The following is an 18999-nucleotide window of genomic DNA, read 5'->3' as shown; positions in this document are numbered from 1 at the left end:
GTTCCGTAGGTCCTGGGGGTGGCTCTGTAGGTCCTGGGGGCGGGTCTGTAGGTCCTGGTCCCACAAGTTCGATCCCTAGTCTCATAAATACGGGTATGAAACCGAAAGAAAAAAGATGCCGATACGGTACGTGCGGAGAGTATTTTACCACAAGAATTCCTCATGTATTTACCCGATTATACACCACACTTGGGCTCCTCTGCCGGCGGCCCGGTGCGGAGGGTCGGTGTCGGGCTTCTCTTGACCGCGGATGGCGCCATCGGGCGTTGAACCGGGACCGCGAAGGCGCGAACGACCCCACGCCTCTCCCAAGGGGCTAACTACTTGACTTGACCTCTTGAACACAATCAATGCGAAATAAGCGCTTCTAACCGGTCCATTAATTCCTGCCCCGCGACTTCGCTCAGATGCAAACCATCTGGAATTAACTCGCGAAGTGTAAATCTCCTATTTTTTATCACCAAGTATCCATCGCGGCGAATTTGACGGTGCAGTTTATCGAACGCCATCACGTAGCAATTTTCGCTCGCGACGCAGTTCGCGTGAATGGCTTTATTTAGCTTCTCCCTCTGAGGTTGACGCCCTGGGGGTAAGAGCGCGGGAATCTCAATGAGTTGATCAAGCGCAAGAAGGCTTCCCGAAATGGATTCTAGAGTTGAATCCCAAAAAAGAAAATCAAGCGCAAGCACAATGCTCCTGCCAGTAAAGTCAGCGTCGTTGAGAGTTTTTATAGTTTCAACTCCCGCTCTCCCTCCGACAGCACGAGTCCTTATTTTCTCTGAATCGGTATATTTCAGCGCAAGTCTCTTGCCAGGACTTAAGGATTTCCAGTCAGCACTCACGCTCGCGCCGGTGATTAGAGGAGCAGCGAGTAGCTTTTTTGGCTCGTATTTTGCCAACGCCGCCTGTAACCCCATTAAAACGGTGATCACAAAAATCCCAGTTCGTTTTGTTAACGTCACTAAACTAAGCAAGGTGCTATATTCCTTGACATCTTTGCTCCGATTTGTGCGTTTGAATTTCTAACCGCTGATGCAGATGCCAGTATCGTGCGTTCCGACCTACCCACGCCCGCGGCTAGGGGAGGGCCATCCGGAAGTATATTATATTCTCATTATACATCAGCCCTAAGCTACTCTGCTGACGCGACCCTGGTGCTCTGGCTGGGTGCAGCCGCCCACCTTGCCAACTCACAGGGCCTAGGCATGGCGGTTCCCTAATGGCGTTTGATCGGAGGCCATGGACTATATGCCACTTTTCACGGTCGCGGGCTACAAAGTATAGCTTTCCTGCTTTCATGGTTTGTGAAGCCCAACATTTGACAAAGCGGCAGATACCAGCCCTGTCAGTAGCTGTCCGCTCGACGCATAGGTTAGACCTATGTTAGGTCCTCCGACTTGATGCTCGACTCTTCATTCTTGTAGGCACCGCGAATGTTCAGGATTGCCAAGGCTATCTGGAGGACAACGACTGCATAAGCACGGTCATTCCAACCCCAGATTACCCAGAGAACGTTGCTAAGTAGGAAGCACCAAAAACCGATCTGACGCCTACGTTTGGCCTGCGAGGCAATGAGCCACGCGGCGACTACCGTGACAATGATCGCGGGCCACTGGAGTTGATGCAGATAGTCCATGACATTGACTGACGAACCGCCAAGCCTTTTGCCGACTGGATGCGACGATCAGCGCGTCACGAGGCTGTGAAGTTCCTGGACCGAGCGCTTGGGGTGAATTCCGGTACGCGCCTCCGCCTCATGGGATCCGTGACCTCTCCCTGCCGCGGCTTGTCCTGCAACGCAGGCGACCTGGCCACACCCAAAGGAGGGAAGGGCGTCCACGCACGTGCCGGGCCTGGCGAGGGATGAGGGTACAGCGCCCTTTTTTACGGAGCGGGTGACCTCGCCGTCGCCCGGATCGCGGTGTAAATGCGGCACGGTCAGGGCGGGTGCACCAAAATGGGTGCACCTCCTTCAGTAACGGACCGTGGTGTGTGCTGGAGCGTAAGGTCAGCCCTAGGAAAGCCACCGGGGGCGTGCGAAGCTATGTTGCATTTGTGCCGACGCCGCGCCCGGTCTTCTGTTGTAAATCTTCGATGCGTTTCGACGCTTCCGCTTTGGTGAGATGCTCATCGAAGGGCTCGCCGGCCTCCTCGGAAAGCGTCTTGAGATAGGAGCGCTGCGCGCCAGTCATGGGTTCTTCGCCGGTGTTCCAGTGGTCGGGGTCTTTGAGCATGTTGCCCTTTGGGGCCTGTTCTTGGGTCTGCTTATCGGTCATGGTATTACCTGCTATCTGGTCAGAGAACGGACACCTCCCCGCAAGGGTGATTAGGGAATCGATTAAGTAAGCCGATTTACTCGGCTCGGCTCGATGCTTTCGTCGCGGTGCCCGTCCCCCTCTCAGACTGAGGTAACTTCCCGCTGGCGAACAGATGTTTATGAGGCCTTTTTCATCTCTGTGCCGCAACAACAGCGTGGAGGCGCCTCACCGCCCCCACCTGCCTTCGCGCCCTGCGTGACCTTCACTTCGCACCCGCAATTCGGGTTCGTGCAACGATACGTCTCGCCTGATGTCATAGCCCATCCGCCTCCTGATTGATTGAATGCCACTTTGACTCGCGCCTATCGAGACTTAGGGAACCTCTGAACAAGTAACCGAAAATGGTCGGGCAGTGCGCATACGACCGATTTCAGACGCAACCGCGGCTGTTAGGTCTGTTTTTCATCGTTTCCGAGGCCGTTTTCACCCTCTTTGGCGTGCTGCAGGCACACTACGCCCCCGACCGTCGCCACAATCGCCGGCGCGTGAGGTACAGATTGGTCAGCGCACAGGTCACGAACAACCGATGCGCATTCTTCGCCAACCCCTTGTAGCGGGTCTTCACGAAGCCGAAGACACGCTTGATGATGAGGAAGGGATGCTCGACCTTGGCGCGCACGCTGGACTTGATTTTGTTCTTCGCCCGCTCGGCCTCATTGACGGCGTCCTGGTACCGGTAACGACGGTTCGTGAGGTCTTTGGCCTTGGGCGCATGCTTTCGGATGACCTCGGTTTGTCCTTGATAGGCCGAGTCCCCCCACAGGCGGGTCTCCTCCCCATGCAAGAGGTCGGGGAGGCACACCGAATCGTGCACATTCGCCGGGGTGGCGACCACGGCGTGGATGACCTTGGTCTGGCTGTCCACGCCGATGTGCGCTTTCATCCCGAAATACCACTGATTGCCCTTCTTCGTCTGGTGCATGTCCGGGTCGCGGCTCTTGTCCTTGTTCTTAGTCGAGGGCGGAGCGCTGATGATCGTGGCATCGACAATCGTGCCGGTGCCCACCTTGATGCCTTGGCGCTCCAGGTAGGCATGCACCTGCTGGAACAGTTTCTTCCCGAGCCCATGTGCTTCGAGCAAATGGCGGAAGCGCAGCACCGTCGATTCATCCGGCACCGGCATCTCGCCGAGGTCGATGCCCGCAAAGCGGCGCATCGACACCGAGTCGTAGAGGGCTTCTTCCACCCCCGGGTCCGAGAGGTTGAACCACTGCTGCAGAAAGTACACCCGCAGCATCATCTCCAGCTCCTTCGGCGGGCGGCCGTCCCCGGCCTTCGGATACACCGGGGCTATCAGCGCGCACAGCTCTCCCCACGGCACGATGCGGTCCATCTCGGTGAGAAACTTCTCCCGACGCGTCGTCTTGCTGTACTTCTCGAAACCGGTGCCCAGCGTCAGTTGCTCTTTCATCGTCGTCCTCGCCTGTATGCGGTCGCCCCGACCGATCAGATCGGGGACTTTTGCAGAAGTTCCTTAGGACCTTGCCCGTGTCATCACTTGATCCCCTCGCGCAGTACGTTCGGCCCGGGTTGGCAAACGCTGGCCGCCGATCGCTCTCCTACTTCGCGCTGGATTGTGAAATTCCTTTCACCGTTTCAGCGGTTTTCTGAGGTTGGTTAACGCGCGTCGCCACGTCTGCCTGGGCGATAATCCCGACCAATTTATTGCCATCCTCAACGACGGGAATGCGGCGCAATTGATGCTCCGACATCGCATCTAGCGCCTTTTGCAGGTCATCTTCAGGGCGGCAGGTTACGACCTCGCGCGTCATCACTTCTTCCACTTTGGTGACTTTAGGATCGCGCCCATCGGCAACCACTTTTAAAGCCAGATCGCGATCGGTTACGATGCCAACCAACTTTTTAGTCCGTTCGTTTTCGATGACAGGGATTGGACCGATATTCTCCTTCTTCATCAATTGCGCTGCCCTTGCCACCGCGTCGTTCGGCAAGCAGTAAACCGGGTCCTTCGTCATCACTTCATTACATTTCTTCATAGAAGTTCCTCTCTTGAATCATGAAGCTCATTGCCGTTGGTCTTATTGCAAGTAGACCAGGCACCAAAAAGCTGCCCCAGGCCGACGCTCACGCTTGTCGAGCCGATACATGTCTTCCTCCTTTGCACGCTCTTTGCCAACCTTTTCAGCTTCTCCAAGTTCGCGCTTCCTCTTCTGGGGAGATATTCGCCGTTGTGTCGGCGTGTTCTTTGACTTTCCCTGATTCTACAAAGGCTTTAGTGGCCTCATCATAGCGACGCGCAGATTCCCGATCACCCTCGCCCTGAAGCTCATCTCTAGCACCCATTGAACGTGTCTCATCGGTACCTTCATAAAGCCCTTGCCTGTCCCTCGACATACCTACTTTTACCTCGCCTCCTTTTAAACCTTGCTTCCAAGTAGCTACCCGTGCTTCAGCGGTGCCGATGAGTGACATGATCTCCTTGTGGTATTTTACCCCAAGAGCCAGACCCACTAAAAAACCCAGGACGAGTACCCCATCCCATCTTAATTTCTCCTAACCCGATAAGGTTACCGAGCTACTCACACTTCCCAGTTTCTTTATTGAATGCCTCACCGTCCGGACAGAAGACGGTGGACTCAGTACTGGTTCCGTGCTGGACGCCGCATCGGGGCCATCATGAGGGCGTCCCACTCGCTCTGGGACAGGGCGTTGAGCTTCTTCTCTTCTTCGTAGGCCAGGCACAGGTACTTCATGGCATGCTCCAGGTCGGTGGTCAGGGTTCCGGGTACTGAATAGTCGTTTGGCGGGGCCTCAGATCGACATGCCCAGCTAACCGGCTTCGGCGTTGCGCTTCGGAGATAGACGTGTACAAGCGCTGTTCAGCGTGCTGGTGTTGTTCAGCCTGCAAGCGAGGGCGTTCAGGCGCGTCTTGCTGGCTCAACTGCTGGGTCTCGACCCCGCCCATTACCCCCGAGGGCAGGATGAGCTACGATCTGCGTCGCCTGCGGTTGCATGCCCTCATCGAGCGCTTTCCATACAGCCATCGACGAACCCACTCCCCTTGGGTTCTGCGTGCTATTGTTCTTTTCGTGCCCCTACATCCGGCTCTTGCGTCCTATCCTCCCCGACATCGCTCCCAACGCGACCAAGGGGTGAGGTCGGGACACCGCCGTACCACCGCTGCCGTACGGACGAGTAATGATCTCCAGCAGGTGGCCGTCCGGGTCGTCGAAGTAGAACCCGTGGCCATCATCCCAGCTGTTGATCTGGTCGCGCTCCTGGCGACCAGGGTTGGCCCAGTACGATTGGCGAAGACGGGTTCCACCGTCCCATGGAGGCAAGGAGACTACGGAAGAGAGAGACAAATCAATTTGTCATTTGCAAATTGGTCATGTGTCATTTCGCTATCTGAATTGCCGGACCAAATGACATGACCAGTCCGTGTCCTCCGTGTCTCGGTGGTTTCTCTCATCGGGAATTCGACATCGCCGCCGGCACCCATGACCAAAGGTAATACGCTCGCGGGGCGGTTAAGTCGATCAGCGCGCTGACATCAACGCTGCACCGTGCTCGGGCTCGTGCCTCGGCCCCTACCAGTGAACCGATCAATGTCGGCTCCTCCTCGTATTTCACGCAGCGCACGTCGCCCGCGCTCTGCCCCGCCAGCTCGGTCACGCGAGCAATGGCTGCCTCAACGAACCCGATCTGGTCTACGAGCCCGCGCTCCAATGCCTGGTCTGCCGTAAAAATCTGACCGGTCGCGACAGCATCCAATGCCGCCGGGTGCTGCTTGAATTTCGGCCGGCCGCTGGCGACGATCTCCTTGAACCCCTTGAAGTTTTCGTCCACGAGGTTTTGCAAGATTTTCCGCTCCTCCTCGGTCATTGGCCGCGTGGGTGTTCCCATTTGCTTCAGCGGGCCGCTCGCGATCGAGTCGTCGTTGGCGCCAATTCCTTTGAGTGCCCCCGACAAATCAAAGTGTGGAATGATCACGCCGATCGAGCCGGTCCATGTCGTCGGTTCGGCAAAAATCGCGTTCTTCTGATCGCCCACGGCCATCGCTACGTAGTAGCCGCCGCTGGCGCAGATGCTGCCCATGCTCACCACCAAGGGGAAAGGCCCTTCCTCCTTCTTCTCGCGCTCGTCCTTCAACTCTCGCAGGTGGTGGTAGATGTAATCGCTGCCGGTGACGGTGCCGCCGGGCGAGTTGATCCGCACCACGACCCCCACCACATCACTATCCTCGCGCACGCGATCGATCTGCTTTTTGGCAAAACTGTCCTCCCCTTCCATGATTGCCCCACTAATGTCGATGATCGCGACCTTCTTCAGCGCATGCCGAGCTAGCGAATGGTACTTTTCCTGCGGCGCCTCCGACGGGCTGAAGTAGCTGTGGTAACTGCTGTACAGGCCGATAATGAACAGCACTGCAAGGACAAGCGCCGCAAGCAGCCACTTGCCAAAGCGGCCGAACGCGCTCGACGGCTGCTGGACGATAATCTGCTGCGCGGGCGGCGCCTGAGCGCGCGGCGGGGTGACCGGCGTCAACGGGATATCGTCTTGGGCCATAGTGGATTTTCTCCCATGTAAATTGCGTGCTCGCGGTGACTCGAACCTAGGACTCCAGCGTCATTCTATGGCATGCTAACGAAGCTGTCGACAAGCCCGTTTATGCGACGGGGTCTTTGTAGCTACGAATAGTGTAGGCATAAATGGCAACCTATGCGTCGAATGCTATTCGCCCGAAATGTCAGGTGAATTCGATCTCGCTCCAGGAGGGTCACGATGCCTCCGCCGGTGCCTGAAGGACCAATTTGTCATGCAGTACGCACACGCGTCACGGACTCTTTCAGAGACGCCCAATACCGCTGCAGGCCCGCCGATATTCTTGCCCGGCGCTCATCACCTGTTCAGCCCAGGCCTTCTTTTATGGCGGCCGACACCCTGGCCCGGCGCTTCGGGGTCCTGGGACCAGTCGAAGCCCGCCGTGCATCCGGCCGGCCGTTGCTCCGCGCCTTGGCCTTGCACGCATGCCCAGCACCGGCTTCGTCCCGGTCTTGCCGCGGCATAAGCTGCGGGACCGTAAGGGGGTTGAGGGCCCCGAACAGAAGGATGGTGCCCCGTTATACATCAGCCCTGGGTTCGTCTGCCGCGACGGAACCCCGGTGCTCTGGCCGGGTGTAGGCTACCGACTCAGATGGCCGGATAACCCACATCCCGAAGGCTCGCTTCGCATGATTGGGCGCATGGTGGAAGATGGGGCGCGGTCTATCAGATCTATCCGCGCTTCCTTCAGGATACGGATGACGACAGCGTTGGCGATCTCAGGAATCGAGAGCGCTACGACCAGGCGCTTGCTCGCGGGCGTGGGCCGCAGGGACGGAGCGTGCCGGCTTGATGCTCGGCATCGGCGACAGCCGCTTCCAGGACGAGGGGGAACGGGCCCTCGAACATCCCCAAGGGGATGTCAGCCGATGAGCTCGATCAACGTAAGTAGCGTAACGGCGATTCGCTAGTTGAATATGAGATAGATGATGACCAGCACGATCGCCGGGACGCCCAGCAGCCAGCCCAATAAATATTTGCTCATCGCGATTCTCCTTTGGTAACGGGTGCATGCAGGATTCGGTTGCACAAACGCTCGCGGCGCGGTCCGCCCGAATCCGGATCAAAGAAATACATCATCGCAGCGCCGATGCCCATGAGTATCATTGTCGTCATAGGTTCTCCTCTATAAATAATGCAAAGCAGGCGTAGGCAACGGATATGCCATAGGCTTCTGTTCCATGCTATTGCCCTTGCGATCAAGTACCTGAGGTGCGGCGAATGAGAATAAGATACATGTTTGCGAGGAGGTCAGGTAAGGATTACCCGTTGCCCTTGTAGACCTTACAGCGAGTGGCGGGGTCAAGCGCTGCGCGCGAGGTTCTGACCTAATCCAACGCAAACGACAGGCGAAGGATTAAGCTTTTGAGTTGACGTAAAAGTTCAGCATCGACATCGGCGTGGGAAACATCAAGCAGGCAACGTCCGTGTGCCTGGCTTTCCGAGCGGCTCATCGCCTCGGGCCGAGGAAGGGCCCCAACAATGCTCCGATCCCAGGCCGAGGACCCGATGCTTGACAGAAGACCGAGACCGGCCGCAAACAGCCATACTACCTGACTGCCGCGGACGATGGAGGGCTTGCCTTCGCAGGCCTCTGGGACGAATGATGCGGGCCAGAGGAGCGCCTCCTGTCCTGTACCATCGTGGTCGGCCGGCCAACGCGCTCGTCGCCGAGATCCACAATAGGGTGGTCATCCTCCCAGAGGAGGCTTACGCCACCTGACTCAATCCGCGAACCAGCCTGGATACCGTGCGGTCCCTGATGGAACCCTACCCGGGGCTGCCCGAATAAGCCCCGACCCCGGCCTTCTCGATCTCCTGGATCTTGCCGTCCACCTTCTCCAGCGATTCCTTGACGGGGTTGACCAATTCGCTAATGGCCTTCTGGCCGGGCCTCGAGCTCGCCCTTAGCGCCTTGACCAAGATACAACCTGTATGATAGCAATAGCACGTGAAATCGCTCCAGGCTGGTCTTGGCAAGTTCCAGAAAGGTCTGATTGTTGCTCTTCAGGGCATCGGCTGAGAGGGCCTTGAAGGTATCCGAGAGCCGGGCTTGCGCCTCGTTGAGTAGATGCAACTTCTCTTCTGTGGCCCGTCGCTCCTCGCTGATCTCCTCGCGTAGCCGATCGAGAGCGGCCTCCTTGCTCTGAAGCAAGGCCTCGAGTTCTGGCAGGCGCTGGTTCTTTTCTTCAGCCGCGGAGCGCACTTCCGCTTGTGCCCGCAGGTCGGTATGGATCTCTGTATGGGTCCCTCTGAGGTGCTGATTTTCTTCTTTCAGATCCTGGATTTGTCGGTTATTGGCTTCGAGCCGTTCCGTCAGGATCCCACGTTCATCCTCGAACTCTACCCGGCGTTGTTCGCGGGCCGCACGTACCCGTCGGCGCATGAACCACCACACGATAAGGGCACCGAGCAGTATCCCAGTACCGAATGCAGCGATGGATTCTGGAGTGACGTAGCGTGGCCACTCAGCGATGATTGATTCCAGTATGGTGGCGAAGCGTGGCCATTCAGCAATGATTGATTCCAGCATGGGTGTTCTCCGCAAAGTTCTCAGGCAAGCTCTACATCAGGCAAAAGGGAAGCCGCCGAGGCCAGCGCCCAGTCCATGAGATTGGTATTGTAAACGCCAGTACTATAATAGACCCACCTTGCCGATGTCTCTGATGAAAGCCGAGTCCACGTGATAAAGAGCATGTCCTCAGGACGGGTGAGCGCGACATACATCAGCCGGCGCTCGCCTTCCACGTCGCTGTCTGGAAACTCGGAAGGAAGCAGGTCGCCCCACATGAGGATGACCACGCGATATTGCAGCCCCTTGGCCGAGTGGATGGTCTGAACCTTTATCCCTGGTTCACGTATCCGCCGTTTCGCATGGTGTTCCCTTCTCCCCCAGGCGCCCGAGCCGGGGGGTGCCACCAAAATCAACCACGAGCGTCAACCTTTAGTCGCAAGCATCCCGCCTTGCTCGCTCGGCTGGTCGCGCGCGAGCAACGGCTCCAAGACCGGTGCAAGGGACTTCAACACCTGCGTCGGCAGGCTGCTCGTGAAGCGATAACGCGCCGCCTTTGGTCCGGACACGTACGCCGTGATAGCACCGAAGAACCGGTCGCCCAGGGCAAAGCTGAAGGTGGCCGAACGGCTGATTACCTCCGAGGTGATCAATCGCCGGCCCGGGCCGTAGACCTCGCGGCGGTGGTCGCCTGTTCCGGTCTTTCCGGCGATCACGAGGGGCGTGCCGTCGCTATCAAGATAGGCCCCCTTGAGGCGCTGTGCCGTACCGCGCTCGACCACATCGGTAAGCGCGTTGCGTGCAGCGGCCGCGACCTCCGGGTCCAGCACGCGCTCCCCGCTGGTCGGGGCACGCTCGAGGACGGTCTCATAAGGGGTGCCCGCCGCGAAGTGCAGGTAGTCGAACCGTATGATCGGGTAGCGCACCCCGTCATTCAGCAGGATGCCGATGAGCTCCGCCAGCGCCGCCGGTCGATCGGCCGAGGCCCCGATGGCGCAGGCATAGGAGGCGGTCAGGCTGCGGAAGGGATAGCCAAGCCGCCTCCAGGTGCTGTGGATCTCGGCAAAGGCCTCGACCTCGAGCAGCGCCTGGATGCGCTTGTTCTGGCCATAGCGGTGACGTGTCCTAAACAACCATTGATAGACCGCCAGGCGTTCCTCCACGCTCGCCGCGTAGACCTCTTCGAGGGGGGAGCCCGGGTGCGTGATGAGATAGCCTGCGAGCCATAACTCCAGGGGGTGGATGTGCGCGATGTAACCACGGTCGTGGAGGTTGAAACGCTCCGGCGAGTATTTCTCGTACATGTGCACGATGTCCTCATCGCTCAAGCGTTTGGTCGTGGCATGGGTGCGCAGGTACGCCGCGAATGAGGCGACATCATGCTCGGGATAGACGGACCGATAGATAGTGCTAAGGCGCGCTGGAACCGGGCGCACGCTCTGGGTCAGCACCCTCAAGCTCGTCGGGGCGTCCAGACCACGGTACTTCGCGTAGAAGCGGCGCAGAAACACCTTTCCCTCCTGGTCGGCAAACCGCTCGAGGTATCTCCGGCGCCATTGCTCGTCGCCGGATTCTATCTTCTCGCCCACGGCCCCGGGCCGGTAGAGGTAGTGATAGACGATATCGCGCATCAGGCGTACGAACACCAGATTGACTGAGTTGCGAAACGCCTCCCTCACGCCCATGATCTTTTTGTTATCGGCCTTGTCAAAATTCGCGAAGCTGTGTATTCCCCCACCGGTGAAGAATTGCTCAAAAGGGCTCGCCGAGTAACGCCGCTCCATGGCAGCATCGAGGATCTCTGGCAGGCTTAGCTCGGGCCTTGCACGCAGCTGCTCGATGACCCAGCGCGACAACCAATCGCGCCGGTGCAGCCCAACCGTGCGCAGCTCAGCAGGCGACCGGCCTGCGTAACGCCGATGGAGCTCCGCAATGATCTCGAGGTAGTTCAACAGGGTGCGCAGCTTGGCGGTGGATCCGAGGTCGAGCCGGATCCCCTCGTTGATGTCCAGGGGCCCGCCGTAATTGTCGGTTTGCACCCGCAGGCGGCTGCCATTCGGGCCGCGCTCGAAGAGCATCAGGCTATAAACGACCGGGCTGAGGTCGTCACCCTCGCCGAACAAGCGAAAACCATAGAGCCCCGCGGCACGCGCCTGTTCCGGCTCCGACAGTCTCCGCAGGGCCCGGGTCACCGCCTGTTGCGTGTCCTGGTCGATCGTGGACCGGGCAGTGAGGTCGAGGCGGTCCAGGTCATAGAGCCGCGCTATACCCAGGGCCGAGCCCAGGCGGGCGCGCAACACCGAATCGGTCTTGCTCACCGGCGGGGGCTCGAGGGCTTCGGTGGGCTCCCGGCGCAGGGCGCTCGGCACCCGAAGCGCGGCATCGCGCAGGGAGTTCGGGATGATCCCGTTCTGCGCCAGCAGCCGCAAGTGGCTGTCCGTCAATCGCTTAAGGGACTTCTGTCCACGGCCCAGATAATACGCCGGACGACGCTGCGCCAGGATGAGCGACAGGGTGTCGCGATAGGAAGAGGCCTGCTCGGTGTCGACTAGCGCCGTGGCGTAGATCGCCTCGTTGCTCAACAACCGGTTCACCTCCGTGAGCTCGCGGCCATACCATGTCCACAGTCCGTCCCCGAGGCCGTGCACCTCGCCGTAACCCGGGGCGGCTGCCAGGGGCACCGTGTTCAGATAGGCAAGGGCGATTGCCCGTCGCGTCTCGATCGTATCGGGGCTCTTGAGATAGGCGCGCAGCGAGGCGCTCGCTACCTGCCGCAGCTTTTCGGGAATGGAAGCCGTGCGCCCACCAGGGGAATGGCGGTACTTCTCGAGCTGCGTCGCTAGCGTGCTGCCGCCTGAGACGTGGATGTTGGCACCGAGCTTGTTGATCAACACATCGAGGCTCGCGCCGGCGAAGCGATCCCACTCGATGGCCGGGTTCCTGTTGCGCAGGTACTCATCCAGCAGCTCGCGGTTCTCGATATATAGCAGGGTATTGAGGATGATGGGGGGGATTTCCTGGAAGTCAGAATAGATCCGCGTCGGATACGAGACGCCAAACAGCGCCTGATCATCGCGATCAACGAGGCGCAAGCCGCCCTGTGTCTTCTCCGGGTACATGGTAAAGAGGCCAACGTCAAAGACCCGCGCGAGCGCTGGCGAGACGCGCGCCTGGGCGGTGACCGCGAAGCCGAGCTTACGCAGGCGCTCTACGTATTGGGGGAGGTCGATGTAGCCCAGCCGCTGATCGTAGGGTCCGGTCGTGGGGAACCGGATCTGGTCGCTCAACCCCGGCTCCAGCCGGTAAGTCAGCTCTTTGCTTAGAGATGAGAGATAACGGGCCTGTAGCTCCGAAGATTCAAGCTCGCGGAAGATGAAGTTGGCGCCCAACGTGAGCGCCGCGATCGCCACGGCCCACGCCAGAAACTTCCCAAAGCGCCTGGGCGCAGCGGGTTCCATAGTACGATGTCAGTAACCTGCCTTGCTGTGACCGCCGCGAAGGGATCCGCAGGCGCTGCCCTGGCTGCATGACAGCGGGCCGGCCCATCGCGTTGAGGTTCAAAGCTCCCCACGGATACCCATAGCGTACCGCGACCCCCCGGTACGGCGATTCCCCCTTGCGCGAGTGCAACCTCTACGCCAACCGACGAGAACTATGTTAGTCCTGCGCTGGCGGCCGGGAGTTCCGGAGCGCAAGCCCCCGGCGGCGCTCGGTCTTGACCAACTCGCGGCGCATCTACCCCGAGCGGAGCCTCGATCTAGGCCTGCACCCGCCAGAGCGATGTCGGCCTCGATGATTGCAGAACCCAGGCTGTACAATGTAGAAGTCCCTTCTCTCGCGGGGAGAAGGTTGCCGCGAGAGTCATTTTCATTGTCCGGGGTGACGACAAGACGACATGACCCGTTAGGATGCGAGAGATTTCCCATGTGTTTGGGTAGCCTATGGAGGGGACTTAGAGGATGGGAATGCCGAAGGGCAGGAAAGCCGCCGATCGGACGACCGCGGGATCCAGCGGCGAGAAGGCAGACACCGAGCGGGCGCGGCTGATGCGGGCGAAGGCGGAGAAGGCGGAGCTCGAAATTGCCGCCCTCGAGCGCTCCCTACTCCCGTTCGATGAGGTCGTCCAGGCCTGGCAGCAGCTCGTCGCCGCGTTCCGCGCCGGTGCCTGGCGTTGCCCTCGAAGCTCTCGTCGCGGCTTGCAGTGATCAATGAACGGAAAAAAGCCAAGACGCCCTCACCGCCGAGATCCGTGAGGCGCTTCAGGAGCTCTCACGATTGGACCTGGCAGGCAGCGCTCCGGCGCGTAGTGCGCAAAGCCGCCCAGGTAGCAAGCCCCCCGCCGGAGCTAACGGTAAGTCAGTGGGCCGACCAAAATCTGCGCCTGAGCCCCGAGGACAGCGGCGAGCACGGGCAATACCAGTCCATTAGGCTCAACTTGCGGCCCATTCGATATGCCTGCATCCGGCCGGAATGGTGAAAAAGATAGTTTCGGGCGGGCAAACCGGTGCCGATCGTGCGGCGTGGGACGTAGCGCTAGAGCTTGGCCTTGAGATCGGCGGCTGGGTGCCCAAGGGTCGCCTCGCCGAAGATGGTTCCATCCCCGAGCGGTACACGGGTCTCCGCGAGGCTGCGTTGGCCGATCCTGCGGTCCGCACCGTGCTCAATGTCCGCGACTCGGATGCCACGCTCATCGTCTCGAGCGGCCCGCTCTCTGGCGGCTCCCTCCTCACTTTCCAGGAAGCGGTCCGGTGTGGTAGGCCCGTGCTTCATCTGGACCTGAGGGTTCTCCAGCCGGCGGAGGCCGTGGCGCAGCTCCGGCAGTGGCTTCACGCCGTGGACCCGGCTACCCTCAACGTGGCCGGTCCGCGCGCTAGCCATTACCCTGCCATCGGAGTGCGGGTCGCTACGCTCTTACGAGCGGCGCTTCCACATCACACGTACGGTGCAATAGCGTGAGCGTATTGCGCCGAATGTTTATGGTTCAATAAACGTAGAATCCGCTGTACGCACGTTGGTTAGTCATCCGGTTCGCCATGACCTCTCAGGGTAGCTGTATGCTTACCATCGTCACTGCGAGTGCGCCACCGTCGGTACCGGCGCTGCGTCTGATGGCACAACCCTTGTTAGTCATCGTTACCGAAGAGAGGCGTGGGAGTCGACAGTGCAAGGTTTTTGGGAAGCGCTGCAAGGGCGTCATGAGCAAGCCACACTGAGCGAAGGTGCGCAGCAAGTCACGTTATCGTTAGGAAAGTGACGCACGAGCATGAAATCCGCGCGGAGCGGCCCAAGGAAGACCGCGCTTTGTGGGGCGAGGAAAGCAGATGGGGCCGTGCAACCTCTTGCAGAGGTTCCCTAAGGGATCCTTCGTCAGAAGACTGGCCATATTCCAGGACATTTACGGGGAGACGTGCCTATGGAAACCGATTACACGCGCTCGCGTGGGGCGGCTGACGGCAAGGGCGCTGCTCCTATGAAGCTCTCGCGCCAACCCGCCTTTCTCGGGTACGCGTTTGTGCTCCTCGGTCTGCTTGTTTCTTCGCCGGCCAGCCGGGCGGCTCCGGCCTACGCCTCTATCGTGTACGACGTGGACAACGCGGTGGTACTGCACGAGGCCAATGCCGATGCCCGTACGCAACCGGCGTCGCTCACCAAGCTCATGACGCTGTACATGGTGTTCGCCGCGTTGGACGCCGATCGCCTCACGCTGACCCAGAGGCTTCCGGTCTCGGCTCATGCCGCGCGCATGCAGCCGACGCGGCTCGGCCTTCGCAAGAGTCACACGATTGGCGTCCGCGACGCGATCCTGGCGCTCATCACCCAATCCGCGAACGATGCCGCGGTGGTGTTGGCCGAGGCCGTAGGAAAAACTGAGTCGCACTTCGCGCACCTGATGAATCGAGAGGCACGGCGGCTCGGAATGCTCGATACCTCGTTCCGCAACGCCTCCGGATTGCCCGACCGGCGACAACACACCACCGCGCGGGATATGCTCCGCTTGGGGGTCGCGCTGATGCGCCGCTTTCCGCACTACTACAGGCTGTTTTCTACCGACCGATTTACCTTCAAAGGCCGGACCTATCACAATCACAACCGCTTGCTCGGTCGCTACCTGGGTGCCGACGGTATCAAGACCGGTTATGTGCGAGCCTCGGGTTTCAACTTGGTAGCGTCGGCCACCCGCAACGATCATCGCTTGGTCGGTGTTGTCCTCGGCGGCAAGAGCGCCGCTTGGCGCGATCGGCACATGAGCGGATTGCTTGATGTCGCGTTCGTCGCGCTCGCCCGCTCGAGGGCGATCGCTACGGCGGTATCCGCGGCCATCCTCACGCCAGCGGCATTCAGCAAGCATTCCCCGCAGCAAAACGTCGGCGCCGTGGCTCCGTGTCCAGCGGTGGGATGCGTGGCGCCCCGGTAGCTCGACGCTGACTTGCCCGAAGCGCACCACGCTTAGCGATAAGGCAATTATAGGGCTGAAAATAAGCTCCGCTCCCGCAGGGAAGCGCGTTTTGCCACTCCTCGCGCCCTGGCGCCCTGGCGTAGTGGGAACCACGCTCTACCGGTCAGCCGAGGCAGTACTTGGACTATATAGCCGGCCTATCCGACCTCGTTCAGGCCAACTTACGCTTCCTAGTGCGCGCAAAGTCGGATTAGGGCGGCGTATCAGAGGCGCATCATGGATGCCTGCTCGGATCCGGCGCTCGCGACCGTGATATTCATGAGCTCCAGTCAGGTCGGGAAAGCCCTGGACGGCGCGATGAGCGCCACGGTGCGCAACACAAACAAATGCGATGTTCAAAAAGCCCGGAGGGGGCAACTGAAAAAAGCGGAAGCATGAGCCCCATGATATGCGTGGCTATGGTGACCGCTACACGGGCACGCAGCCTCCCTGGCAGGAACACTTGATCCGCGCGAAGTCGTCGCTGCGCGTTCGCTCGACGCGTGGAGGCTGGGCCGGCTCGCCGAAGGGGCGAAGATGCGCGTGATCGCTGGTCGGTGACGAAGGGATCAGTCGTATCGGCTCCCCACAGCGGGCGCACCGCAGCGGGAAGACTTGCATCCTGGGCGCGCCAGAGAGGGCTACGCCCTGGCCCTGGGTTTCGAATCCTTCCGGTCACGGGCCTCGATGCGGATCCCGGCGTCCAGCGAGAAGCCTGTCGTGAGCTTGTCGAAGGTGGGCAATCCCGTGCGGCACATCTCGGGGCGACAGGACGTCGCCGGCCAATCCAGGGACGGATGGTTTACGCCCCTATCCGAGCATAAATTCGACCAGCGAGTGAGCGGGTAGGCTTCCCACTCCGCACCGTCCTGGACGATGGGGAGGATCCAGCGCATGGTAGCATGGTAGCCTACGGCCGACCTTCGCTGCAGTGGGCGGCGAGGATAAGCCATGGCGAACGTAACGCTCAAGTGCAATCTATTCACACCGTCGGCGAGCTCCCCAAGGTCCGGGGCAGCCCGGCTCCCAACTTCCGCCTCACTCACGGCGACCTCAGCGACATCTCGCTTGCCGACTTCGAGGTCACGGTGAAGAATCCTCAATATCGTGCCCCCCTCGACACCGGCGTGGCGGCGGCCTCGGCGCGCCGCTTCGATAAAGGAGACGCGGGCAACCTCGGCACCGTGGTTGTGCTGAGGCAATTGGGCTTGCTGCAAGACACAGGAGATGAAGATTTGCAAATGTTAGAACGGGGGTCCATCTTGAACTGCCGTGGGCTGGAGACCCGTCGCATCCAGGCGATGTTCGAGCTGAATAGGCCATGGTAGTGCAAGAAAGCCTGACTTATCGCACCCAAGGAAGGGGAAGCATCGAGCTGACCGAGGATGTGGCGCGTATCGTCTCCCGGTGCGGCGTCCGGCAGGGGCTATGCCATGTGTTCGTGCACCACACCAGCGCTTCGCTGATGCTCTGCGAGAACGCCGATCCCACCGTATTGCGCGATCTGGAAGCCTTTATGGCGCGTCTGGTGCCGGATGGCGACCCGTTGTTCCGTCATACCGCCGAGGGTCCCGACGACATGCCGGCCCACGTGCGCTCGGTGCTGACCCAATCGGCGCTGACCATCCCGGTGAGCGAGGGCCGATGTATGCTCGGGACCTGGCAAGGGATCTACCTTTGGGAGCATCGTCGTCATAGCCATCGGCGCCAGGTGACCGTCACCGTCTGCGGGCAATGAACCGTGCATGTTCTGACACAAGCCGCAGGGGGTGAGCTGCTCAAAGCTGAGCGGCTCTGCATGCCCTAGTTGTTGCGGTGCTGTGAACCAACGCCTCAAGAGCGTAGTGCGGCAAATCCGCACGCTACGTTCTGTTGGAGCCGCGGGCGGGTGACCGCCTCCGGCGACCCGATGGATGCCGGGTAACCGGCATCCCTACCGCCGAGGCGCTTTCGAGCATGGCGACGGCATCTAACTGGTTCTTCTGGGCACTGTTGTCTGCCGTATTCGCGGCGCTTACGGCTATCTTTGCAAAGATCGGGCTTGAAGGAGTGGACTCTGATCTTGCGACGCTGGTTCGTACCGCGGTCATCATGGCTGTGCTTGCGGGATTCGTGTATTTCACTGGAAAGTGGAGCAATCCATTCGAGCTTTCCTCAAGAACGTTGCTGCTGGTGCTTTCCGGCCTCCAAGGAACGCGACGACCTCGCTGACGTGCAGGAACAAATGAGCCAAATCTCAACGGTCTTTCGCCGCCTCAACCGGCGCGTCGGCTGTAAAGGAGTGTCGCTTAATTCTACTTTGTCACTCCGCCGATGGGTTTAATAGAGCTGCGTTCTGTTTTCGATAGGCGGATTCACGCGCGCTCTGTCGTCGTTGGTGTCGTTCTGCGATGAGCTCGGCCACGGAGTCCGGGTCATGGGCGCGATGAGGCAGAAGCGCATCGATAGCGAAGACAAGGTCCGAGAGAGTGAGGTCCTTGACTGCCACTCGATGGGCCAGCTGTTCCTTGAGCAGAAAGTTCATCGCCAACATCACCAGCGCCATGTGATGATGCCATCCGTTCCACTTGCGCACTTGGTACTGAGCCATCCCCAGGCAGTCCTTGGCTTCTCGCAAAGCGTGTTCGATCCAAAAGCGCGCCGCCTGCATCGAGGCGAGTTGATGGAGCGAGGTATCGGCCTTGGCGTTGGAGAGCGCGAACTTCACGGTTTCGGGGATCGATTTCGCGGCGCATGAAGAGATGCCAACGCCGGGCGTGGTCTTCTTGGCCGTCCCACAGCCACACGCACGCACTGAGCGCCTCGATGGTAATGGGGCCTTTCTCGCCACCACGCAACACGATGCGTCGCCAAGCCGAAGCGGGTTGGACCTTGAGCCACTCGCTCACCGTGATGGCACGGGCCGCCGTGCGAAGCAGGCTCGGTGGTCGTCCCATCGTCGAAGTTCTACGTGGAACCGAAGGAGTCGGGTCTTGCAGGAAGAGGTGCTGGTCACAGCGCACCTCCCCCATGAAGGTGATCCCTTCATCGTCGAGTTCTCGCAACAGCCACCCAGCACTGCCATAGACTGCATCGAAGGCCACATGTCCGAAACGTACCCCATGGCGCCGCGCCCCGAAGATCATCTCCCGTGCAAGCTCCACCTTGCTTTGCGCCACTCTCGCCGA

19 protein-coding genes and 2 pseudogenes are annotated in these 18999 nt (G+C 60.0%); 8 read left to right on the top strand and 13 right to left on the bottom strand.

Annotated elements, in window-relative coordinates; all coding sequences use genetic code 11:
• Positions 1-347: 347 nt before the first annotated feature.
• The 11 genes and pseudogenes from M3461_15395 to M3461_15345 all read right to left on the bottom strand — a co-directional run bounded on the left by M3461_15395 (position 348) and on the right by M3461_15345 (position 12854).
• Positions 348-932 (bottom strand): hypothetical protein, encoded by a 585-nt coding sequence (locus M3461_15395; protein MDQ3775629.1) that lies wholly within the window; start codon positions 930-932, stop codon positions 348-350.
• Positions 933-1378: 446 nt separating this feature from the next.
• On the bottom strand, positions 1379-1636 hold the full coding sequence (locus M3461_15390) for a hypothetical protein (protein ID MDQ3775628.1): 258 nt from the start codon (positions 1634-1636) through the stop codon (positions 1379-1381).
• A gap of 406 nt (positions 1637-2042) precedes the next feature.
• On the bottom strand, positions 2043-2276 hold the full coding sequence (locus M3461_15385; GenBank protein MDQ3775627.1) for a DUF3072 domain-containing protein: 234 nt from the start codon (positions 2274-2276) through the stop codon (positions 2043-2045).
• 493 nt (positions 2277-2769) lie between these two features.
• Positions 2770-3729, bottom strand: coding sequence for an IS5 family transposase (locus M3461_15380; GenBank protein ID MDQ3775626.1), 960 nt, complete (start codon positions 3727-3729; stop codon positions 2770-2772).
• A gap of 148 nt (positions 3730-3877) precedes the next feature.
• A complete protein-coding gene (locus M3461_15375; protein MDQ3775625.1) occupies positions 3878-4315 on the bottom strand; it encodes a CBS domain-containing protein in 438 nt (145 codons plus the stop codon).
• Positions 4316-4460: 145 nt separating this feature from the next.
• Positions 4461-4751 carry a hypothetical protein gene (locus M3461_15370; GenBank protein ID MDQ3775624.1) on the bottom strand — a complete coding sequence of 97 codons (291 nt, stop codon included), beginning with the start codon at positions 4749-4751 and terminating at the stop codon, positions 4461-4463.
• Between the two features lie 701 nt (positions 4752-5452).
• A pseudogene (locus M3461_15365) lies at positions 5453-5581 on the bottom strand (VOC family protein).
• Positions 5582-5747: 166 nt separating this feature from the next.
• Positions 5748-6848: a signal peptide peptidase SppA gene (gene sppA, locus M3461_15360; GenBank protein ID MDQ3775623.1), complete on the bottom strand. Its 1101-nt coding sequence runs from the start codon at positions 6846-6848 to the stop codon at positions 5748-5750.
• Positions 6849-8757: 1909 nt separating this feature from the next.
• Entirely contained in the window at positions 8758-9417 is a 660-nt protein-coding gene (locus M3461_15355) for a hypothetical protein (GenBank protein MDQ3775622.1), read from the bottom strand.
• A gap of 20 nt (positions 9418-9437) precedes the next feature.
• The gene (locus M3461_15350; GenBank protein ID MDQ3775621.1) at positions 9438-9686 is read right to left on the bottom strand and encodes a hypothetical protein; all 249 of its coding nucleotides are present in this window, start codon (positions 9684-9686) and stop codon (positions 9438-9440) included.
• A 135-nt stretch (positions 9687-9821) separates the two neighbouring features.
• Positions 9822-12854 carry a transglycosylase domain-containing protein gene (locus M3461_15345; protein MDQ3775620.1) on the bottom strand — a complete coding sequence of 1011 codons (3033 nt, stop codon included), beginning with the start codon at positions 12852-12854 and terminating at the stop codon, positions 9822-9824.
• A gap of 501 nt (positions 12855-13355) precedes the next feature.
• On the opposite strand from M3461_15345, the gene M3461_15340 reads away from it, so the two are divergent.
• The 4 genes from M3461_15340 to M3461_15325 all read left to right on the top strand — a co-directional run bounded on the left by M3461_15340 (position 13356) and on the right by M3461_15325 (position 16231).
• Complete coding sequence (locus M3461_15340) at positions 13356-13601, top strand: hypothetical protein (protein ID MDQ3775619.1); 246 nt, start codon at positions 13356-13358, stop codon at positions 13599-13601.
• A gap of 265 nt (positions 13602-13866) precedes the next feature.
• Positions 13867-14352 (top strand): putative molybdenum carrier protein, encoded by a 486-nt coding sequence (locus tag M3461_15335; GenBank protein ID MDQ3775618.1) that lies wholly within the window; start codon positions 13867-13869, stop codon positions 14350-14352.
• Positions 14353-14809: 457 nt separating this feature from the next.
• The gene (locus tag M3461_15330; protein ID MDQ3775617.1) at positions 14810-15811 is read left to right on the top strand and encodes a D-alanyl-D-alanine carboxypeptidase; all 1002 of its coding nucleotides are present in this window, start codon (positions 14810-14812) and stop codon (positions 15809-15811) included.
• Between the two features lie 258 nt (positions 15812-16069).
• Positions 16070-16231: a phage terminase large subunit family protein gene (locus M3461_15325; protein ID MDQ3775616.1), complete on the top strand. Its 162-nt coding sequence runs from the start codon at positions 16070-16072 to the stop codon at positions 16229-16231.
• Positions 16232-16473: 242 nt separating this feature from the next.
• On the opposite strand, the gene M3461_15320 is transcribed toward M3461_15325, so the two are convergent.
• Positions 16474-16728 carry a hypothetical protein gene (locus tag M3461_15320; protein MDQ3775615.1) on the bottom strand — a complete coding sequence of 85 codons (255 nt, stop codon included), beginning with the start codon at positions 16726-16728 and terminating at the stop codon, positions 16474-16476.
• A 6-nt stretch (positions 16729-16734) separates the two neighbouring features.
• Here M3461_15320 and M3461_15315 point away from each other — a divergent pair, with 6 nt between their 5' ends.
• The 3 genes and pseudogenes from M3461_15315 (at position 16735) to M3461_15305 (ending at position 18019) form a co-directional block, all read left to right on the top strand.
• Positions 16735-17160: a hypothetical protein gene (locus M3461_15315; protein MDQ3775614.1), complete on the top strand. Its 426-nt coding sequence runs from the start codon at positions 16735-16737 to the stop codon at positions 17158-17160.
• The gene (locus M3461_15310; protein MDQ3775613.1) at positions 17154-17570 is read left to right on the top strand and encodes a secondary thiamine-phosphate synthase enzyme YjbQ; all 417 of its coding nucleotides are present in this window, start codon (positions 17154-17156) and stop codon (positions 17568-17570) included. The genes M3461_15315 and M3461_15310 overlap by 7 nt, the downstream gene beginning before the upstream one ends.
• A gap of 218 nt (positions 17571-17788) precedes the next feature.
• Positions 17789-18019: pseudogene (locus M3461_15305) on the top strand (transporter).
• Positions 18020-18134: 115 nt separating this feature from the next.
• Here M3461_15305 and M3461_15300 read toward each other — a convergent pair.
• A complete protein-coding gene (locus M3461_15300) occupies positions 18135-18539 on the bottom strand; it encodes a hypothetical protein (protein MDQ3775612.1) in 405 nt (134 codons plus the stop codon).
• A gap of 265 nt (positions 18540-18804) precedes the next feature.
• Here M3461_15300 and M3461_15295 point away from each other — a divergent pair.
• Positions 18805-18999: hypothetical protein (locus M3461_15295; GenBank protein MDQ3775611.1), on the top strand; the 195-nt coding region annotated here is incomplete at its 3' end.

Source organism: Pseudomonadota bacterium (genome assembly GCA_030860485.1).
Lineage (GTDB): Bacteria > Pseudomonadota > Gammaproteobacteria > JACCXJ01 > JACCXJ01 > JACCXJ01.
Note: the sequence above shows the minus strand (reverse complement) of the source record. Positions and strands in the feature narration are given on the sequence as shown.

What these genes read in the sequence shown, in the direction of transcription:
- M3461_15345 (MDQ3775620.1), bottom strand. Translation starts at nt 12,854, where the DNA reads ATGGAACCCGCTGCGCCCAGGCGCTTTGGGAAGTTTCTGGCGTGGGCC.
- M3461_15390 (MDQ3775628.1), bottom strand. Translation starts at nt 1,636, where the DNA reads ATGGACTATCTGCATCAACTCCAGTGGCCCGCGATCATTGTCACGGTA.
- sppA (MDQ3775623.1), bottom strand. Translation starts at nt 6,848, where the DNA reads ATGGCCCAAGACGATATCCCGTTGACGCCGGTCACCCCGCCGCGCGCT.
- M3461_15310 (MDQ3775613.1), top strand. Translation starts at nt 17,154, where the DNA reads ATGGTAGTGCAAGAAAGCCTGACTTATCGCACCCAAGGAAGGGGAAGC.
- M3461_15340 (MDQ3775619.1), top strand. Translation starts at nt 13,356, where the DNA reads ATGGGAATGCCGAAGGGCAGGAAAGCCGCCGATCGGACGACCGCGGGA.
- M3461_15375 (MDQ3775625.1), bottom strand. Translation starts at nt 4,315, where the DNA reads ATGAAGAAATGTAATGAAGTGATGACGAAGGACCCGGTTTACTGCTTG.
- M3461_15385 (MDQ3775627.1), bottom strand. Translation starts at nt 2,276, where the DNA reads ATGACCGATAAGCAGACCCAAGAACAGGCCCCAAAGGGCAACATGCTC.
- M3461_15320 (MDQ3775615.1), bottom strand. Translation starts at nt 16,728, where the DNA reads ATGCGCTGGATCCTCCCCATCGTCCAGGACGGTGCGGAGTGGGAAGCC.
- M3461_15325 (MDQ3775616.1), top strand. Translation starts at nt 16,070, where the DNA reads ATGGATGCCTGCTCGGATCCGGCGCTCGCGACCGTGATATTCATGAGC.
- M3461_15370 (MDQ3775624.1), bottom strand. Translation starts at nt 4,751, where the DNA reads ATGTCACTCATCGGCACCGCTGAAGCACGGGTAGCTACTTGGAAGCAA.
- M3461_15330 (MDQ3775617.1), top strand. Translation starts at nt 14,810, where the DNA reads ATGGAAACCGATTACACGCGCTCGCGTGGGGCGGCTGACGGCAAGGGC.
- M3461_15380 (MDQ3775626.1), bottom strand. Translation starts at nt 3,729, where the DNA reads ATGAAAGAGCAACTGACGCTGGGCACCGGTTTCGAGAAGTACAGCAAG.
- M3461_15335 (MDQ3775618.1), top strand. Translation starts at nt 13,867, where the DNA reads ATGGTGAAAAAGATAGTTTCGGGCGGGCAAACCGGTGCCGATCGTGCG.
- M3461_15355 (MDQ3775622.1), bottom strand. Translation starts at nt 9,417, where the DNA reads ATGCTGGAATCAATCATTGCTGAATGGCCACGCTTCGCCACCATACTG.
- M3461_15315 (MDQ3775614.1), top strand. Translation starts at nt 16,735, where the DNA reads ATGGTAGCCTACGGCCGACCTTCGCTGCAGTGGGCGGCGAGGATAAGC.